Source organism: Streptomyces sp. NPDC004732, from assembly GCF_040609235.1.
In the GTDB taxonomy this organism is placed as follows: Bacteria; Actinomycetota; Actinomycetes; order Streptomycetales; family Streptomycetaceae; genus Streptomyces.
Genome location: NZ_JBEXJR010000001.1, coordinates 16,448 through 32,393, shown reverse-complemented (window position 1 = coordinate 32,393; position 15,946 = coordinate 16,448). Strand labels below are relative to the sequence as shown.

General features: G+C 70.0%; 14 protein-coding genes. 9 read left to right on the top strand and 5 right to left on the bottom strand.

Annotation, left to right across the window (positions count from 1 at the left end):
* Positions 1–57 precede the first annotated feature (57 nt).
* The 4 genes from ABZV77_RS00145 to ABZV77_RS00130 are packed head-to-tail and all read left to right on the top strand — an operon-like array spanning position 58 to position 3,243.
* Positions 58–801, top strand: a complete 744-nt coding sequence (locus ABZV77_RS00145; RefSeq protein ID WP_356248641.1) for an amino acid ABC transporter ATP-binding protein — start codon at positions 58–60, stop codon at positions 799–801.
* Between the two features lie 13 nt (positions 802–814).
* Positions 815–1,723: a glutamate ABC transporter substrate-binding protein gene (locus ABZV77_RS00140; RefSeq protein WP_356248639.1), complete on the top strand. Its 909-nt coding sequence runs from the start codon at positions 815–817 to the stop codon at positions 1,721–1,723.
* Between the two features lie 9 nt (positions 1,724–1,732).
* On the top strand, positions 1,733–2,377 hold the full coding sequence (locus tag ABZV77_RS00135; RefSeq protein WP_356248637.1) for an amino acid ABC transporter permease: 645 nt from the start codon (positions 1,733–1,735) through the stop codon (positions 2,375–2,377).
* On the top strand, positions 2,374–3,243 hold the full coding sequence (locus ABZV77_RS00130; protein ID WP_356248635.1) for an amino acid ABC transporter permease: 870 nt from the start codon (positions 2,374–2,376) through the stop codon (positions 3,241–3,243). Before ABZV77_RS00135 ends, ABZV77_RS00130 begins: the two co-directional genes overlap by 4 nt.
* Before the next feature lie 36 nt (positions 3,244–3,279).
* On the opposite strand, the gene ABZV77_RS00125 is transcribed toward ABZV77_RS00130, so the two are convergent.
* The 3 genes from ABZV77_RS00125 to ABZV77_RS00115 form a co-directional block, all read right to left on the bottom strand.
* Positions 3,280–4,896 (bottom strand): CocE/NonD family hydrolase, encoded by a 1,617-nt coding sequence (locus tag ABZV77_RS00125; protein WP_356248633.1) that lies wholly within the window; start codon positions 4,894–4,896, stop codon positions 3,280–3,282.
* A 116-nt stretch (positions 4,897–5,012) separates the two neighbouring features.
* Positions 5,013–6,128, bottom strand: a complete 1,116-nt coding sequence (locus ABZV77_RS00120; protein WP_356250085.1) for an Ig-like domain-containing protein — start codon at positions 6,126–6,128, stop codon at positions 5,013–5,015.
* A gap of 206 nt (positions 6,129–6,334) precedes the next feature.
* On the bottom strand, positions 6,335–7,090 hold the full coding sequence (locus tag ABZV77_RS00115; RefSeq protein WP_356248631.1) for a hypothetical protein: 756 nt from the start codon (positions 7,088–7,090) through the stop codon (positions 6,335–6,337).
* Positions 7,091–7,194: 104 nt separating this feature from the next.
* On the opposite strand from ABZV77_RS00115, the gene ggt reads away from it, so the two are divergent.
* The gene (gene ggt / locus ABZV77_RS00110; RefSeq protein WP_356248629.1) at positions 7,195–9,024 is read left to right on the top strand and encodes a gamma-glutamyltransferase; all 1,830 of its coding nucleotides are present in this window, start codon (positions 7,195–7,197) and stop codon (positions 9,022–9,024) included.
* A 56-nt stretch (positions 9,025–9,080) separates the two neighbouring features.
* Here ggt and ABZV77_RS00105 read toward each other — a convergent pair whose 3' ends face one another.
* Positions 9,081–10,955 (bottom strand): hypothetical protein, encoded by a 1,875-nt coding sequence (locus ABZV77_RS00105; RefSeq protein ID WP_356248627.1) that lies wholly within the window; start codon positions 10,953–10,955, stop codon positions 9,081–9,083.
* 46 nt (positions 10,956–11,001) lie between these two features.
* Entirely contained in the window at positions 11,002–11,769 is a 768-nt protein-coding gene (gene map, locus ABZV77_RS00100) for a type I methionyl aminopeptidase (protein ID WP_356248625.1), read from the bottom strand.
* A gap of 62 nt (positions 11,770–11,831) precedes the next feature.
* Here map and ABZV77_RS00095 point away from each other — a divergent pair, with 62 nt between their 5' ends.
* From ABZV77_RS00095 to ABZV77_RS00080, 4 genes are all read left to right on the top strand, one after another.
* Positions 11,832–12,083 carry a helix-turn-helix transcriptional regulator gene (locus ABZV77_RS00095; RefSeq protein ID WP_356248623.1) on the top strand — a complete coding sequence of 84 codons (252 nt, stop codon included), beginning with the start codon at positions 11,832–11,834 and terminating at the stop codon, positions 12,081–12,083.
* Positions 12,084–12,236: 153 nt separating this feature from the next.
* A complete protein-coding gene (locus ABZV77_RS00090; RefSeq protein ID WP_356248621.1) occupies positions 12,237–13,556 on the top strand; it encodes a hypothetical protein in 1,320 nt (439 codons plus the stop codon).
* 216 nt (positions 13,557–13,772) lie between these two features.
* The gene (locus ABZV77_RS00085; protein WP_356248619.1) at positions 13,773–14,615 is read left to right on the top strand and encodes a nitrilase-related carbon-nitrogen hydrolase; all 843 of its coding nucleotides are present in this window, start codon (positions 13,773–13,775) and stop codon (positions 14,613–14,615) included.
* A complete protein-coding gene (locus tag ABZV77_RS00080) occupies positions 14,612–15,895 on the top strand; it encodes an aspartate aminotransferase family protein (protein WP_356248617.1) in 1,284 nt (427 codons plus the stop codon). Before ABZV77_RS00085 ends, ABZV77_RS00080 begins: the two co-directional genes overlap by 4 nt.
* Positions 15,896–15,946 lie beyond the last annotated feature (51 nt).

Below are 15,946 nucleotides of genomic sequence, written 5' to 3'. Positions count from 1 at the left end.
GTTTCCACGTGGATAGTTTGCCCGGACGAACACAGCTGAGAGTGGGCAGGTCTTGCCATGGCCGTCGATCCTTTGATCGAGCTGCGTGATGTGAACAAGTACTACGGAGAGCTGCACGTCCTCCAGGACGTCAACCTCACCGTCGGCAAGGGGGAGGTGGTCGTGGTCATCGGCCCTTCGGGGTCGGGCAAATCAACACTGTGCCGGACGATCAACCGGCTCGAGACCATCCAGTCGGGAGAGATCAGACTCGACGGGCGGCCGCTGCCGGACGAGGGGAAGGCGCTCGCCAGGCTCCGTGCCGAAGTCGGCATGGTCTTCCAGTCCTTCAATCTCTTCGCGCACAAGACCGTCCTCCAGAACGTCGCCCTGGCGCAGATGAAGGTGCGGGGCCGCAAGAAGGACGAGGCGGAGAAGCGCTCCCGTGAACTCCTGGAGCGCGTGGGCCTGTCCGCGCACGCCGAGAAGTACCCGGCGCAGCTCTCCGGCGGCCAGCAGCAGCGCGTGGCCATCGCCCGTGCGCTCGCCATGGACCCCAAGGCGCTCCTCTTCGACGAGCCGACCTCGGCCCTCGACCCCGAGATGATCAACGAGGTCCTCGAAGTCATGCAGCAGCTCGCGCGGGAGGGCATGACCATGGTCGTCGTCACCCACGAGATGGGCTTCGCACGCTCCGCCGCCAACCGCGTGGTCTTCATGGCCGACGGCCGCATCGTCGAGGACCGCACCCCCGAGGACTTCTTCACCCGCCCGGAGAGCGAGCGCGCCAAGGACTTCCTCTCCAAGATCCTCAAGCACTGACGGGGGGCCAGGCATGATGCGTACGACACGTCTGCTCGCGGCGCTCGTCATCGCCGCCTGTGCCGCGACCGCCTGCGGCAAGGAGGGCAGCCCCCCGGTGAAGGGGCCGCAGCCCGACGAACTGCCCAAGTACCAGGTGGCAGCCGGATTCTCACTGCCGGACTCCGGCACCTGGAAGAAGGCCAAGAGGCGCGGCCACCTCGTCGTCGGGGCCAAGGAGGACCAGCCGTTCCTCGGCGAGAAGAACCCCGCGACAGGGGCGTACTCCGGCTTCGACATCGAGATCGCCAAGATGGTCTCGGCCTCGCTCGGTCTTGACCCCAAGGAGATCGAGTACAAGACCATCGCGTCGGCCAACCGCGAAACCGCCCTGCAGAACGGGCAGATCGACTACTACGTCGGCACCTACACCATCAACGACAACCGCAAGAAGCTCGTCGGCTTCGGCGGCCCCTACTACATGGCGGGACAGGGCCTGCTGGTGCGCTCCGACGAGGAGGACATCAAGGGCCCGCAGGACCTGGCGGGCAAACGCGTCTGCTCGGCCGCCGGATCCACCCCGTACCAGCGGATCCAGCAGGACTACTCGAAGGCCACCCTCGTCGCCTACGACACCTACTCCATCTGCGTCGACAACCTGCTGACCTATCAGGTCGACGCCGTCACCACCGACGACGCGATCCTGATCGGCTACGCGGCCAAGGTGCCCGACGAACTCAAGGTGGTCGGCAAGCCGTTCTCCGAGGAGCCGTACGGCATCGGCGTGCCCCGGGGCGACAACGCCCTCCGGTTCGCCGTCGACGACGCCCTCGCCGCCCGCGAGAAGAACGGCGACTGGAAGAAGGCCTACGACGCCACCCTCGGCCTCTCCGGGGTCCCGGCGCCGAAGCCACCCGCCATCGACCGCTACCCGGCGAGCTGAGGAGGCGTCGTGGACGTACTGACAGACAACTTCTCCACGTTCGGCGAGGGCTTCCTCGGCACCGTCGAACTCACCGTCTACGCCTCGCTCCTGGCCCTCGCCCTTGGCTTCGTCATGGCGTCGTTCCGCGTGGCGCCCGTCGGGTCCTTCCGGGCGTTCGGCACGGTGTGGGTCACGGTCCTGCGCAACACCCCGCTGACGCTGCTCTTCTTCGCGGTGCTGCTCGGGCTGCCGCGCTTCGGGCTCGTGCTGCCGTTCAAGGTGTTCGCGGTGCTCGCCCTCGGCTGCTACACCTCCGCCTTCATCTGCGAGGCGCTCAGGTCGGGCATCAACACCGTGCCCAAGGGGCAGGGCGAGGCGGCCAGGAGCCTCGGCATGAGCTTCGGCCAGACCCTGTCGACGGTCGTGCTGCCGCAGGCCTTCCGGTCCGTCATCGCGCCGGTCGGCTCCAACCTCATCGCGCTCGCCAAGAACTCGGCGATCGCGGGCGCGTTCAGCGTCACCGAGCTGCTCGGCACGTACAAGACGCTCAGCGAGCTGGGCTACAACATCATCTGGACGTTCGTCTGGATCGCCCTCGGCTACCTCGTCATCACCCTCGCCATCAGCGCGATCTTCAATGTCCTCGAGAAGCGCTGGGGAGTCGCCCGATGAAAGCCCTCTCCCACGATTCGACCGCCCTCTACGACATCCCCGGCCCGAAAACCGTGCGCAGGCACAAGCTGTACGGGCTGATCTCCACCCTCATCGTGCTCGCACTCATCGGGTGGATCCTGTACCTGCTGTTCGACACCGACCAGTTCACCGCCACGAAGTGGACGCCCTTCGAGTACAAGGGCATCCAGGAGCTCCTGCTGCGCGGCCTCGGCAACACGCTCAAGGCCTTCGCGATCTCCGCGGTCCTCGCGCTCGCGCTCGGCGGACTGCTCGCGATGGGGCGGCTCTCCGACCACCGGCCGGTGCGCTGGGTGGCCACGCTGCTCGTGGAGTTCTTCCGCGCGATGCCGGTCCTGGTGATGATCTTCTTCGTCTTCGTGGCGCTGAAGGTGCAGCCGCTGCCCGCGCTGGTCGCCGGACTCACGCTCTACAACGGCTCCGTACTCGCCGAGGTCTTCCGATCCGGCGTCAACTCCGTCGAGAGGGGGCAGCGGGAGGCGGCCTACGCGCTCGGAATGCGCAAGACACAGGTCATGGGACACGTCCTCGTACCGCAGGCCGTGCGGGCCATGTTGCCCGCCATCATCAGCCAGTTGGTGGTGGCCCTGAAGGACACCTCGCTCGGATATCTGATCACCTACGAGGAGTTCCTCCACGCCGGGAAGCTCATCGCATCGAACCTCGACTACGATTTGCCCTTCATCCCCGTTGTCATGGTGATCTCACCGATCTACATCGGGATGTGCATGTTGCTGTCGTGGTTCGCCCAGTGGGTGTCGAAACGGCAGCGGCGCAATCCCAAGACCGAGGCCGCGGAGGTGGCCCCGGCCGAACCAGGGACGCTGCTGCCGGGTACGCAGTAGCCAGCAGGGCCACGCCCACCCGGCAGCAGCCGGTGATCACTGCTTGCGCAGGGGAACGGACACGTATGACGGGTCCGCCTCCGGCGAGGAGAAGGTCAGCTGCGCGCCGGACGGGTTGTGCTCGATGTAGAGCGGGTCGACCGTGTCGACGACCAGGGCGAGCCTGTGCCCTGCCGGTACGTCGTAGGCCGTGGAGAACAACTCCAGGTCCACGCCGAACGGCTTGCCGGGTGTCTTGCCGTGGAAGGTGTACGGCGCGTTGCTGACCAGCTTGCCGAGGCCGAGCGGGCCCACGTCGTAGAGGTACGCGACGAGGGTGCCGCTCTCCTTGGTGCTGGAGAGCGTGGTGTGCAGCTTCGTCGTCCCGCGCACCTGCTGAGGCTCGTCGTACCGCTCGGACTGCCAGACGCCCGCGTAACGCCGCGGCAGCAGGGGCATCGAGGCCATCGGCGGGAGCTTGAAGAACTGGTCCAGGGCGTTCGACAGGATGGCGATGCCGCCGTTGGCGCCCGAGTCGACGTTCGTGCGGATCGTGGTGGAGCCCGCCATGGCGATCTTCTTGCGGGTGGGGCCGACCGACTTCCAGTCCGGGTAGCCCTCGTAGCCGCCCGTCGAGCGGGACTTGAGCTGGACCGGCTGCTCCTTGTCGATGCCGTTGTCGGCGCCCTTGAGGTAGTGGTCGAACCAGCGCTGGGTGGAGGTCCAGGTGTCGTTGGGCAGGCCGAGCAGGCCCGTCGCCTCCGCCGTCGCGTGGTCGCCCGGCCGGAACTCCAGGCGCTTGGGGCCGGTCAGGCGCTCGTAGAACTTCGCGTACTGGTTGGGCGGGAAGAGCGTGTCGCCCCAGGCGTTGCCGAGCATGATGGCCGCGCCGTTCTCGTTGATCCGGTCGAGGTAGGTCGCGGGGGAGCGCTTCTTGCCCCACGCGATCATCTCGTCCTCCTTGTCCAGGTTGGACCCGAGGAAGTCCTTGAGGGTCTGCTGGAGCTCGGCGCTCGGGCGGCCCGTGAGCGCGCCCGCGCCGCCGAGCAGGGCGGCGGCCTGGAAGTGCTGGGTGCGTCCGCTGTAGATCGAGTCGATCAGGTCGCCCCAGCCGCTCATCGCGGCGACGGCCTTGATCCGCTTGTCGTGCCCGGCGGCCAGCAGGCTGATGCCCGCGCCGTAGGAGACGCCCGCCATGCCGACCTTTTCCGGGTCGGCGGGGGTGTTCTTCAGGGTCCAGTCGATGACTTTGGAGGCGTCCGCGATGTCCTCGGGGCCCGCGGTCTCGATCTTGCCGCCGGACTGCCAGAAGCCGCGCGAGTTGTAACTGACCACGACGTAGCCGGAGTCGGCGAGCTTCTGGGCCTGGGCGACGTACTCGATCTGGGGCATGGCCCAGCTCGTGGGCAGCACGATGGAGGGGTACTGCGCGCCCGCCTTCGCGCCCTTCGGGGTGAAGACGTTGGCCTTGAGGACCGTGCCGCCGTCCCCGGGGATGTCGACGAAGCGCACGTCGGTGGAGCGTGCGTCGGCGGTGCTCGCGGCCCGCGGCCCGGCGGCGGGTGCCGCCTGTGCCGCCGGGGCCAGACCGAAGGCGGCCCCGGCGACGAGGGTGGCCGAGACGGCGCCCACGGTGGTCGTGCGCAGGACGCGGTGCGGGTGCGAGTGGCTCACGGGTCACTTCCTCACTCGTTGAAAGTGCAAAGTGACCCGACGGTAACCGCGAACCTTTACCGGGGGTAACCCGTCGGTAAGTTACGCCCCGGTAACGATCGTTGAAGCGTGCACGGTTACTTCAGCGCGCTCTTCGCCTGCCAGTCCGACCAGGAGATGTTCCACTCGCCGTAGCCGTTGCCCGGGTCCGGGACGCCCTTCGAGCCACTGCCGGTGACCTCGAAGGGGTCGCCTATCTGGGCCTGGTGGTAGAGCCAGCCCGCATCGCCGTCGCTCATGCCGACGCAGCCCGAGCTGTGGTTGGTGTTGCCGAAGTACGAGGCGTTCCAGGGGGCCGCGTGCGCGTACATGCCCGACCAGGTGAGCCGCATCGAGTAGTCGACCATCTTGTCGTAGGCGTCGCCGAGGCCGACGGTCTCGGAGCGCATGTTGATCGTGCCCTCCTTCGACATCAGGACCGAGGTGCCGCCCCAGGACGCCTTGTCGCCGCCCGGGGTGCCCGCCGACATCGGCAGCGACTTGAGGGTCTTGCCGTCGCGCACCAGCGTCGAGGTCTTGCTGTCCAGGTTCACCTTGACGACCTGGTTCTTGCCGACGGTGAAGTTGGTCGCGTAGTCGCGCACGAACCAGTCGTCGCCGCCCGAGTCGATGCCGTTGAGCCGGGCGTCCAGCTTCACCTTCGTGCCGGACTTCCAGTACTCCTTGGGCCGCCAGTCGACGCGGTCCTTGCCGTCGTAGTTCTTGATCCAGCCCCAGGAGCCCTCGGTGTCGTTCGAGGTCGTCACCTTCAGGTGCTTCTCGACCTCGGCCTTGTTGCGGACCGGGTTGTCGAAGGTGATCGACAGGGGCTGGGCGACGCCGACCGTGGTGTTCTTGCCCGGGGCGAGGGTCACCTTGTTGACCTTGTCGGGCGCGGCCGTCTTGAAGGACGACTTCGCGCTACCGCCCTCGGCGGTGGTCGCCTCGACCTTGTAGGCGGTGCCGGGCGCCGCCTTGCGCTCCGAGGTCCAGGTGGTGCCGTTCGCCGACACCTTGCCGGGCAGCGCGGTGCCCTTGTCGTCGGCGACCGTGACCTTCTTCAGCTTGCCGTCGGTCAGGCTGACCTTGACGGGCTTGCCCGCCGCGGCCTGCTGTCCGGAGAGGTTCACCTTGATCTCCGGCTTCTCGGCGGCCTCGGCGGCGGACGAGCCGCTGCCGCCGCCCGAGCAGGCGGTCAGGGCGGCGGCGAGCACCGCAAGGCCCGCGGTCGCCGCGTGGCGGGTGCGAAGGGGGCGTCGGCGGCTCGTGGAGCTCTGGGGGGTCAAGGAACGTACCTCCGTGCGAATGTGGAACTGCACGGAGAGAGTCCTGAAGGCGCCTTCAGGTTGCCCGATGTGCGGAAATTGCCTGCTAGATCACAGAAGGGCCCTGAAGGTGTCGGCGCACGGTGAGTGCGGTGTCACTTGGCGCGATGGGAGTTCCGGGCCGACGGGGTGGGGATCGGGGTCTGGGCGGCGCGCGTCACATCCGCGACGAGCTCGACGACGTCGGGTCCGTACGCCTGCGAATTGACGACCTTCAGGAGCAGCACGAAGGAGTTGTTGCCGTGCTTGCGGGCGAGCTTCTCGTGGTGGCGGGCGAGATAGCGGGTGGCCGCCTGGCTGGTGACCGCGCGCTGGCCGCAGAAGAGGAAGACGGGTCTCGCCTCCTGGCCCTGGTCGGCGGTGAGGCGGGCGAGGAGCACGTACTCCGTGAGACCGGCCTCCAGGCGGTAGCGCTCGCTGCCGATCTGGAAGGCGCCGCGGTCGGGTATCGGCTCCGGTTCCGTGTTCACCCGGACGCCGGGCAGCAGGGAGTGCATGTGCGCGGCCATGCGGCGATTGGCGACCGGGCTGCCCACGCAGAACTCGGTGCGCTCGCCGAAGCCCTGCTGGGCCGCGTCGTGCGCGACGACCTGGGCGTGCGCCCCGCACTCCTTGATCACCGCGGCCAGCTCGATGAGGGCGAACACGTCCTGGCGCACCACGGTCAGCTCGGGGCCGCCCGCGTCGCGGTTCACCACCAGCAGCGACTCGGAGTTGTCGGGCAGCCCGAAGAAGGCCTGCTTGCGGCGGAGCCTGCGCTTCCACACGTAGCTGCGGGCGAGCCAGCCAAGGACGGCACTGATGCCGACCGCGATCAGGCCGAGGACGAGGTTGCGCACGTCTTCAGTCATGGGGGCGCATGCTAGCGGGCCGCCGGACCCGTGTTCGAAGAGGTCCTGACGCGGCGGGCGACTCGAAGTTACGCTGCGCAGACGGTTGTTGACAGGAGGTACGAATGCGTCGCGCTGTCGTACGGAATCTGACGCTATTGGCGGTCGGAGGGGTATTGGTGTCGGTCGGTGCGGCCGCGCCCCCTTCGCCTACGCGCTCAGCGGAACCGGCGTCCGCACACCCGGCGGGCAAGGCTCCCGACAAGGTGCCGGTCGCCGTCGGCCACGGCGGCGCCGTCGCCAGCGTCGACCCGGACGCCTCGGCGGCCGGTATCGAGGTCCTCAAGAAGGGCGGCAACGCGGTGGACGCGGCCGTCGCCACCGCCGCCGCACTCGGCGTCACCGAGCCGTACTCGGCCGGTGTCGGCGGTGGCGGCTACTTCGTGCACTACAACGCGAAGACCCACAAGGTCAGCACCATCGACGGCCGCGAGACGGCCCCGCGCACCGCCGACTCCGGGCTCTTCCTGGAGAACGGCAAGCCCATCCCCTTCGCCGACGCGGTCACCAGCGGCCTCGGCGTCGGCACCCCCGGCACGCCCGCCACCTGGCAGTCGGCGCTGGACACCTGGGGCAGCAAGAGCCTGCGCAGCCTGCTGAAGCCCGCCGAGCGCCTCGCGCGCGACGGATTCACGGTCGACCCGACCTTCCGCTCGCAGACCGAGTCGAACGAGAAGCGGTTCAAGGACTTCCCCGCCAGCGCGAAGCTGTTCCTGCCCGGCGGCAAGCTGCCGGAGGTCGGCTCGACGTTCAAGAACCCGGACCTGGCGCGCACCTACCAGGAGCTGGGCCGCAAGGGCATCGGGGAGCTGTACCGGGGAGACCTCGCCGAGGAGTTCGTGCGGACGGTGAACAAGCCGCCGGTCGACCCGGCGGCGGACCGGAAGGTGCGGCCCGGCGACCTCTCCCTCAAGGACCTCAGGGCGTACGCGGTCAAGCGCCAGGCCCCCACCAAGGCCTCCTACCGCGGGCTCGACGTGTACTCCATGGCGCCCTCCTCCTCCGGCGGCACGACCGTCGGCGAGGCGCTCAACATCCTTGAGCGCACCGATCTCTCCAAGGCGTCGAAGGCGAAGTACCTGCACCGCTACATCGAGGCCAGCCGCATCGCGTTCGCCGACCGCGGGCGCTGGGTGGGCGACCCCGCCTTCGAGGACGTACCGACGAAGGAACTCCTCTCCCAGCGGTTCGCCGACTCGCGGGAGTGTCTGATCAAGGACACGGCCGTGCTCAAGAGCCCCCTCGCACCCGGCGACCCGCGCCACCCCGAGAAGTGCGGCAAGGGCGACGAGGCGGCCCCGACGACGTACGAGGGTGAGAACACCACGCACCTCACGGCCGCCGACAAGTGGGGCAACGTCGTGGCGTACACCCTCACCATCGAGTCGACGGGCGGCAGCGGCATCACCGTCCCGGGCCGCGGCTTCCTGCTCAACAACGAACTCACCGACTTCTCCTTCGCCCCCGCCGATCCGGCGGTGCACGACCCGAACCTGCCGGGGCCCGGCAAGCGGCCGCGCTCCTCGATCGCCCCGACGATCGTGCTGAAGCACGGCAAGCCGGTGGTGGCCCTCGGCTCGCCGGGCGGCGCGACCATCATCACGACCGTCCTGCAGACCCTGACGGGCTTCGTCGACCGCGGCCTTCCGCTGGTCGACGCGATCGCGGCGCCGCGCGCGAGCCAGCGCAACGCCGCGCAGACGGAGCTCGAACCGGAGCTCTGGAACAGCCCGTTGAAGGGGTCGCTGGAGTCGATCGGGCACTCCTTCAAGCAGAACCCGGAGATCGGCGCGGCGACGGGCGTGCAGCGGCTGCCGGGTGGCAAGTGGCTCGCGGCGGCGGAGAAGGTCCGCCGGGGCGGCGGCTCGGCCATGGTGGTGAGCCCCGAGAAGTGAGGACGGGCCGGGGGCCGCACCCTGCTTAGCTGCGGCCCCCGGCAGTGAAGTCGGAACTATGAGGCGGGCGACGCCGCGCAGTTCTGCTCCAGCTCGTTCGCGGCCCAGCGGATCGGCGACTCCGGGTCGTCGTGCAGATGCCGCAGGGCGGGCAGCGCCTCGCGGACGGCGGCCAGCTGGGCGTCGCCCCGGCCGCCGCGGGCCTGGCGCACGTCGGCGAGGTCCGCGATGAGCAGCAGCAGCGTGCTGCGGGACTTGTTGTCCGGGTCCGTCATCAGGTCGACCAGGAACGGGATCGCGGGGACCGCGGCCGTCGATGAGGCCTCCTTGGAGACCAGGAGCCGGTAGAGGTCGTGGACCGCGTCCATGGCCGTCTTCTTGTCGTCAGACGAGACCTTGCCGATCAGCTCCGGGACCATGTGGCCGGGCCCGCGGGCGGTCCACAGGGACCCCCAGTCGACGCCGTCCAGGCGCAGCTGGAGGTCGCGGTGCGGCCACAGCTTCGTCGTGTCCAGGGCGAGCGTGGAGGTGCCCTCCCCGTCGGTGACGCGCAGGGTGCCGTCCGCGTCGAGTCCCAGGAACCTGATGCCGGTGCCCAGGCGCAGACCGGCCACGGCGTCGGATTCCAGGTCCCAGATGCGGACCAGGCCGTCGGCCCACGCGGCGGCGAGCGCCGGGCCGGTCGCCAGCTGGGCGACGGCGAGGGAGCGGACGGGCGTGGCGCGGCGGTCGAAGGGGATGCGCATCGGCTTGCGGCGGGTGTTCCAGTAGCGGATCACGCCGTGCTCGTCGCCGCTCAGCACTAGGCGCTTGCCGTTGCCCAGTTCGAGGCAGGCGAGTGCGGTGACCGGGGCGCGGTGCAGCGTCAGGGTGATCGTCTCGGGGGACTCGTCGTCGGTCTCCAGGACGTGCACGGAGCCGTCCACGTCACCCGCCACGAGGGTCGTGCCGCTCCGGTTGGAGGCGACCGACCGCAGGGCGCCCGGCGCGGGGACGAGCGCGGCGGCGGCGCCGGGTACCGAGGGCGCTGCGACGTGGCCGCGCATCAGGACGGTCCAGCGTCCCCGGGGATCGGCTTCGCCTGCCGCCAGGGTGACAGGACCGAGGTCCTCCAGGGGTGCGGGCACCTCGGAGGGCGGGCTGATCGCCTTGTCGCCGGACCAGTCGACGCCGAGGGTCTCGGCGACCGCGACGAGCGCCTCGCGCGTACGGGCGTTGATGACGATCGCGAAGTCGGCGCCCGGCCCGCGCCCGTGCCGCACGACCGCGTCGGGGGCGCCGTACGACAGCGCGTCGGTCCCCATCTCCTGCCAGGGCAGCAGGCCGAGTTCACGGTACGAGGCCGTCAGGCGCCGGACGATCTCCGGGTCGGCGTCGACGACCGTCCTGGGCACCCGCAGCGTCCAGCCGTAGTGCGCGGGCAGCCGCTCGAAGGCCAGCTGCGTCAGGAACTCCGAGAGCGACCTGCTCTGCACGACCCACTCGCCGCCGATGCTCACGACGACGCGCGGGTCGGGCAGTTCGGCCTCGGCGGCGAGATAGCCCCATGCGTGGCTGTAGTGGTACTCCGACATGAAGACGCAGACGCGGCGGTCGTCCCCAGGACCCACGAGAGTGCTGTCCGGGGACAGTTCGAGGTCCGAGATCGTCGGCGGCCACTGCGTGTGGACCCAGTACAGGCGCGGCTTGAAGGCGAAGGAGTTGAGCGGGGAGTCCCACCACTCGTTCAGGGCCTGCGGGACGGGCAGCGTCCAGTCGATGCCGTCGGTGCGGTTCTCGCCGCCCCACCGGGAGTGTCCTGGCTCGCCGCCCGGGTCCTCGTAACCCCACTCCTGCTGCACCGCGTGGAGCAACTCCCAGCGGGGGCCGCCCTGTTGCTGCACCCGCAGCCGCTCTGCGAACTGTCCGTAGTCAATGATCTCTCGTGTCACCGGAGAATCGTACGGATGATCTACGCCGGGGAGTGTCCCTGCGGGGTCACAGTGCCGTGAGGATCCTGGGACCGTCCTCGGTGATCGCGACGGAGTGCTCGGCGTGCGCCGCGCGGCTGCCGTCGTTCGTGCGCAGCGTCCAGCCGTCCGGGGCGGGGTGGTAGCCGTCGCCGCCGCCCGCGATCACCATCGGCTCGATGGCGAGGGCCATGCCGACGCGCAGGGGCATGCCGCGGCCGGGGCGGCCCTCGTTCGGGACGCCGGGGTCCTCGTGCATCTGGCGGCCGATGCCGTGGCCGCCGAAGTCCTCCGGGATGCCGTACCCCGCCTTGCGGCAGACGGTGCCGATGGCGTGGGCGATGTCGCCGATGCGGTTGCCGACGACCGCCGCCGCGATGCCCGCCTCCAGCGCGCTCTCCGCCGTCCTGATCAGGCGCTCGTCCTCGGGGCGCGGGGTGCCGACGATGAAGCTGATCGCCGAGTCGCCGGCCCAGCCCGCGAGCTGGGCGCCGCAGTCGAGGGAGACGAGGTCGCCGTCGCGCAGGCGGTAGGCGTTCGGGATGCCGTGGACGATCGCTTCGTTGACCGAGGCGCACAGGACGGCGGGGAAGGGGGTGGGGGCGAAGTGCGGGCGGTAGCCGAGGAAGGGGGAGGAGGCGCCCGCCTCGCGGAGGACGTCGTGCGCCACCTGGTCCAGGTCGAGCAGGGACACGCCGACGGCCGCGGCCTCGCGGGCGGCGGTGAGGGCTTGCGCCACGATGCGGCCTGCTTCACGCATCGCGTCGATCGATTGTGCTGTCTTGAGTTCCACCATGCCAATTACTATACCGGTATTTCAATGCCGGTATTCAAATCGGGGTCGGCTAGGATGGGTGCATGGTGCGGACTCCTTTGACCCCAGAAGAGCGTGAGCGCGGCGAGCGTCTCGGGGCGCTCCTCCGCGAGGCCCGCGCGGAGCGGAGCATGGTCTCCGTCGCCGCGGAGGCGGGCCTTTCCGCGGAGACGCTGCGCAAGATCGAGACGGGGCGCGCGCCGACGCCCGCGCTGTTCACGGTGGCGGCGCTGGCGTCCGCGCTGGGGCTCTCGCTGGACGAGCTGGTGGTCCGGTGCGAGCTGGCCGTGGTCTAGACGGCGGTCCGAACCGGTCGTGTGCGGAGTCGTCCGAGCAGTCCGTATCGGCCCGTAATGCCCGCCGAAAACTGCATGTAGTCGTCCCGTAACACGTCTGGTGTTATCTTCCCGACCGGAAGACTCCAGGCTTCACGGGACGGTGCTGGTCAGATGGCAGTGGGACAACTCCCGGATCAGGTCAGGGAGTTCGCGAGATACTTGAGGGATCTGCTGGGTCGGCTCGACCAGTCGGCAGGCTGGTGCGGCGTGTTCTGGCAGCGGGATCCGGACGGCATGCGGGCCTGCCTGGACGGCGCCGAGGTGCCGCCCTGGGACGTCGTGCAGGCGCTGCTCCACGACCTCGCGGCGGACCGCGGCATCCCGGCGGCCGAGCGCGAGACGGACACGGCACGCGCGCTGCACCGGGCCTCGATCGCCGCGTACGATGCCAGACCCGGTGGCCATGGGCTCCTCAGCGACCGGCTCGACATGATGCTCACGGAGCAGCGGATCGCCCTGGAGCGGCAGGCCGACCTCACGCGCCAGCTGACCGCGGCGGTCGACGCCGAGGACGTGGACCGCATCAATCTCGATCTCGCCTGGGTGCGCGACGACCACGACCGCGCGACGGCCCGCTGCGTCGAGATCCAGGAGCGGATGGACCGCCTCGTCGAGGCGGACCGCCCGTCGTGGGTCGACCTCGGCACGGCGGCTTCGGGCGACGGCTTCGGGGTGTTTCCGGGTGACTCCGCCGCCCCGGATCCGGCCCCCGCCCCGTTTCCGGCGCTGGACGACGAGCTGCGCGTACCCCGACAGGACGCCGCGCCCGCCGCGGAGGCCCTGCACGGCGGGTTCGACGGGTTCGACGGCGATACTTTCGGCGGGGTCGGCGCGTTCGGCGGGGGAGGCTACGAGGCCGCCCCTGGCCCCGTACCGGAAGCTCCCCAGGACCCCGCCGACGAGCCCGCGGCCCACACCACGTCCGACGCCGTGCGGGAGCTCGTCCGGCTGCGCGGCGAGGGCCGCAGCGGCGAGGCGCACGGGGTGCTAGTGGAGGCCGCGGGCTGGCCCGCGGACCGGCTGCCGGGGTTCGCCGCCGAGCTGCACCGCGCGGGTCTCGCCGCGGACTGGGCGACCCTGCTGTGGGAGGCCGCGTCGCTGCCGCCGGACCGGCTCGTCGCGCTTGCGGACTCGCTGGCCGGGTCCGGCCGCGCCGACGACTGCAGGAAGCTGCTGCGCCAAGGGGTCGCGCGCCCCGCGCCGGAGATCGCCGAGGCGATCATCGCGCTGATCGACGCGGGCCGGGAGCGCGAGGCCCGCGCCCTCCTCGACTCCTATCTCCGCGTCCGCACCCCCGAGGACGTGGCCCGCTGCGCACACACCGACCCTCGTCGGCTCATACCCTTGCTCCTGGAGACGGCACGCGGAGTCTCCGAGGAACACCACTGGGATCTGGTGCACGCCCTGCGCGTCGCCGGATTCAGCGCCTGATCCGGACCGCCCCGCACCGGCTCCACGGCCCGGCCGCTGCCGCTTTGCGCCCGTTTCTCGCCCGCTCGGGTGCGAAACATGATCGACTCCGCCGGTTGACGACGATGGTCTTGCTCCGCCCCTCGGAGGAGGCTTACGTTCTCCTAATCCACGCAGCAGATCTACGTGCGTAGAGGCTCTCTGACGTCCTCTCAAGGGCATACGAAGGAGCAGCTCATGGCCAACGTCGTACGCGCCGCACTGGTCCAGGCGACCTGGACAGGCGACACCGAATCCATGATCGCCAAGCATGAGGAACACGCCCGCGAGGCGGCCCGACAGGGCGCGAAGGTGATCGGTTTCCAGGAAGTCTTCAACGCCCCCTACTTCTGCCAGGTCCAGGAGACCGAGCACTACCGCTGGGCCGAGCCCGTGCCGGACGGGCCCACCGTCACCCGCATGCAGGAACTCGCGCGCGAGACCGGCATGGTGATCGTCGTCCCCGTCTTCGAGGTCGAGCAGTCCGGCTTCTACTTCAACACCGCCGCCGTCATCGACGCCGACGGCAGCTACCTCGGCAAGTACCGCAAGCACCACATCCCCCAGGTCAAGGGCTTCTGGGAGAAGTACTACTTCAAGCCGGGGAACCTGGGCTGGCCCGTCTTCGACACCGCGGTCGGCAAGGTCGGCGTCTACATCTGCTACGACCGCCACTTCCCCGAGGGCTGGCGGCAGTTGGGCCTGAACGGCGCCCAGCTCGTCTACAACCCCTCCGCCACCTCGCGCGGCCTCTCCGCCTACCTCTGGCAGCTCGAACAGCCCGCGGCCGCCGTCGCCAACGAGTACTTCATCGCCGCGATCAACCGCGTCGGCCAGGAGGAGTACGGCGACAACGACTTCTACGGAACCTCGTACTTCGTCGACCCGCGCGGCCAGTTCGTCGGCGAGCCCGCGAGCGACAAGGCCGAAGAACTCATCGTCAGGGACCTCGACTTCGGCCTCATCGAGGAAGTACGCCAGCAGTGGGCGTTCTACCGCGACCGCCGTCCCGACGCCTACGAAGGACTGGTGCAGCCGTGACCGATCTGTACGACCGCCACCGGGCCGTGCTGCCCGACTGGCTCGCGCTCTACTACGAGCGGCCCATGGAGCTCACCCACGGGGAGGGCCGCCACGTCTGGGGCGCCGACGGCAGGAAGTACCTCGACTTCTTCGGCGGCATCCTCACCACCATGACGGCCCACGCCCTGCCCGAGGTCACCAAGGCGGTGAGCGAGCAGGCGGGCCGGATCATCCACTCCTCGACGCTCTACCTCAACCGCCCGATGGTCGAACTCGCCGAGCGGATCGCGGCGCTGTCCGGCATCCCCGACGCCCGCGTCTTCTTCACCACATCGGGCACCGAGGCCAACGACGCGGCCCTGCTGCTCGCCACCGCCCACCGCCGCTCCAACCAGATCCTGGCGATGCGCAACAGCTACCACGGCCGGTCCTTCACGACCGTCGGCATCACCGGCAACCAGTCGTGGTCGCCGACCAGCCTCTCGCCGCTCCAGACGCTGTACGTCCACGGGGGCGGCCGCAGCCGCGGACCGTACGCGGAGCTGAGCGACGCCGAGTTCACCGCGGCCTGCGTCGCCGACCTGCGGGACATGCTCGGGCAGGGCCGCGGGGGAGTGGCCGCGCTGATCGCCGAGCCGATCCAGGGCGTCGGCGGCTTCACCTCGCCGCCCGACGGTCTGTACGCCGCCTTCAAGGAGGTCCTGGACGAGCACGGCATCCTGTGGATCGCCGACGAGGTGCAGACCGGCTGGGGCCGCACCGGCGAACACTTCTGGGGCTGGCAGGCCCACGCGGAGAACGGCTCGCCGGACATCCTGACCTTCGCCAAGGGCATCGGCAACGGCATGGCGATCGGCGGCGTCGTGGCCCGCGCCGAGGTCATGAACTCCCTCGACGCCAACTCCATCTCGACCTTCGGCGGCTCCCCGGTCACCATGGCGGCAGGCCTCGCCAACCTCACGTACCTCCTGGAGCACGACCTCCAGGGCAACGCGCGGCGCGTCGGCGGGCTCCTCATCGAGCGGCTGCGCGCGCTCTGCGCCCAACTGCCCGTCGTACGCGAGGTGCGCGGCCGCGGCCTGATGATCGGCATCGAGCTGGTCGAGCCCGGCACGGGCAGGCCGAACCCACAGGCGGCCGCGGCCGTGCTCGAAGCGGCCCGCGAGGGCGGACTGCTCATCGGCAAGGGCGGCGGGCACGACACCAGCGTGCTGCGCGTGGCCCCACCGCTCTCGCTGACCGTCGCGGAGGCCGAGGAGGGCGCCGCGATCCTCGGACGGGCCCTGCAGAGCGCCTAGGGTCGGTCTGCAGACTCCTCCCCGTACGCACGGCCCGCGCAGGATCGCAGG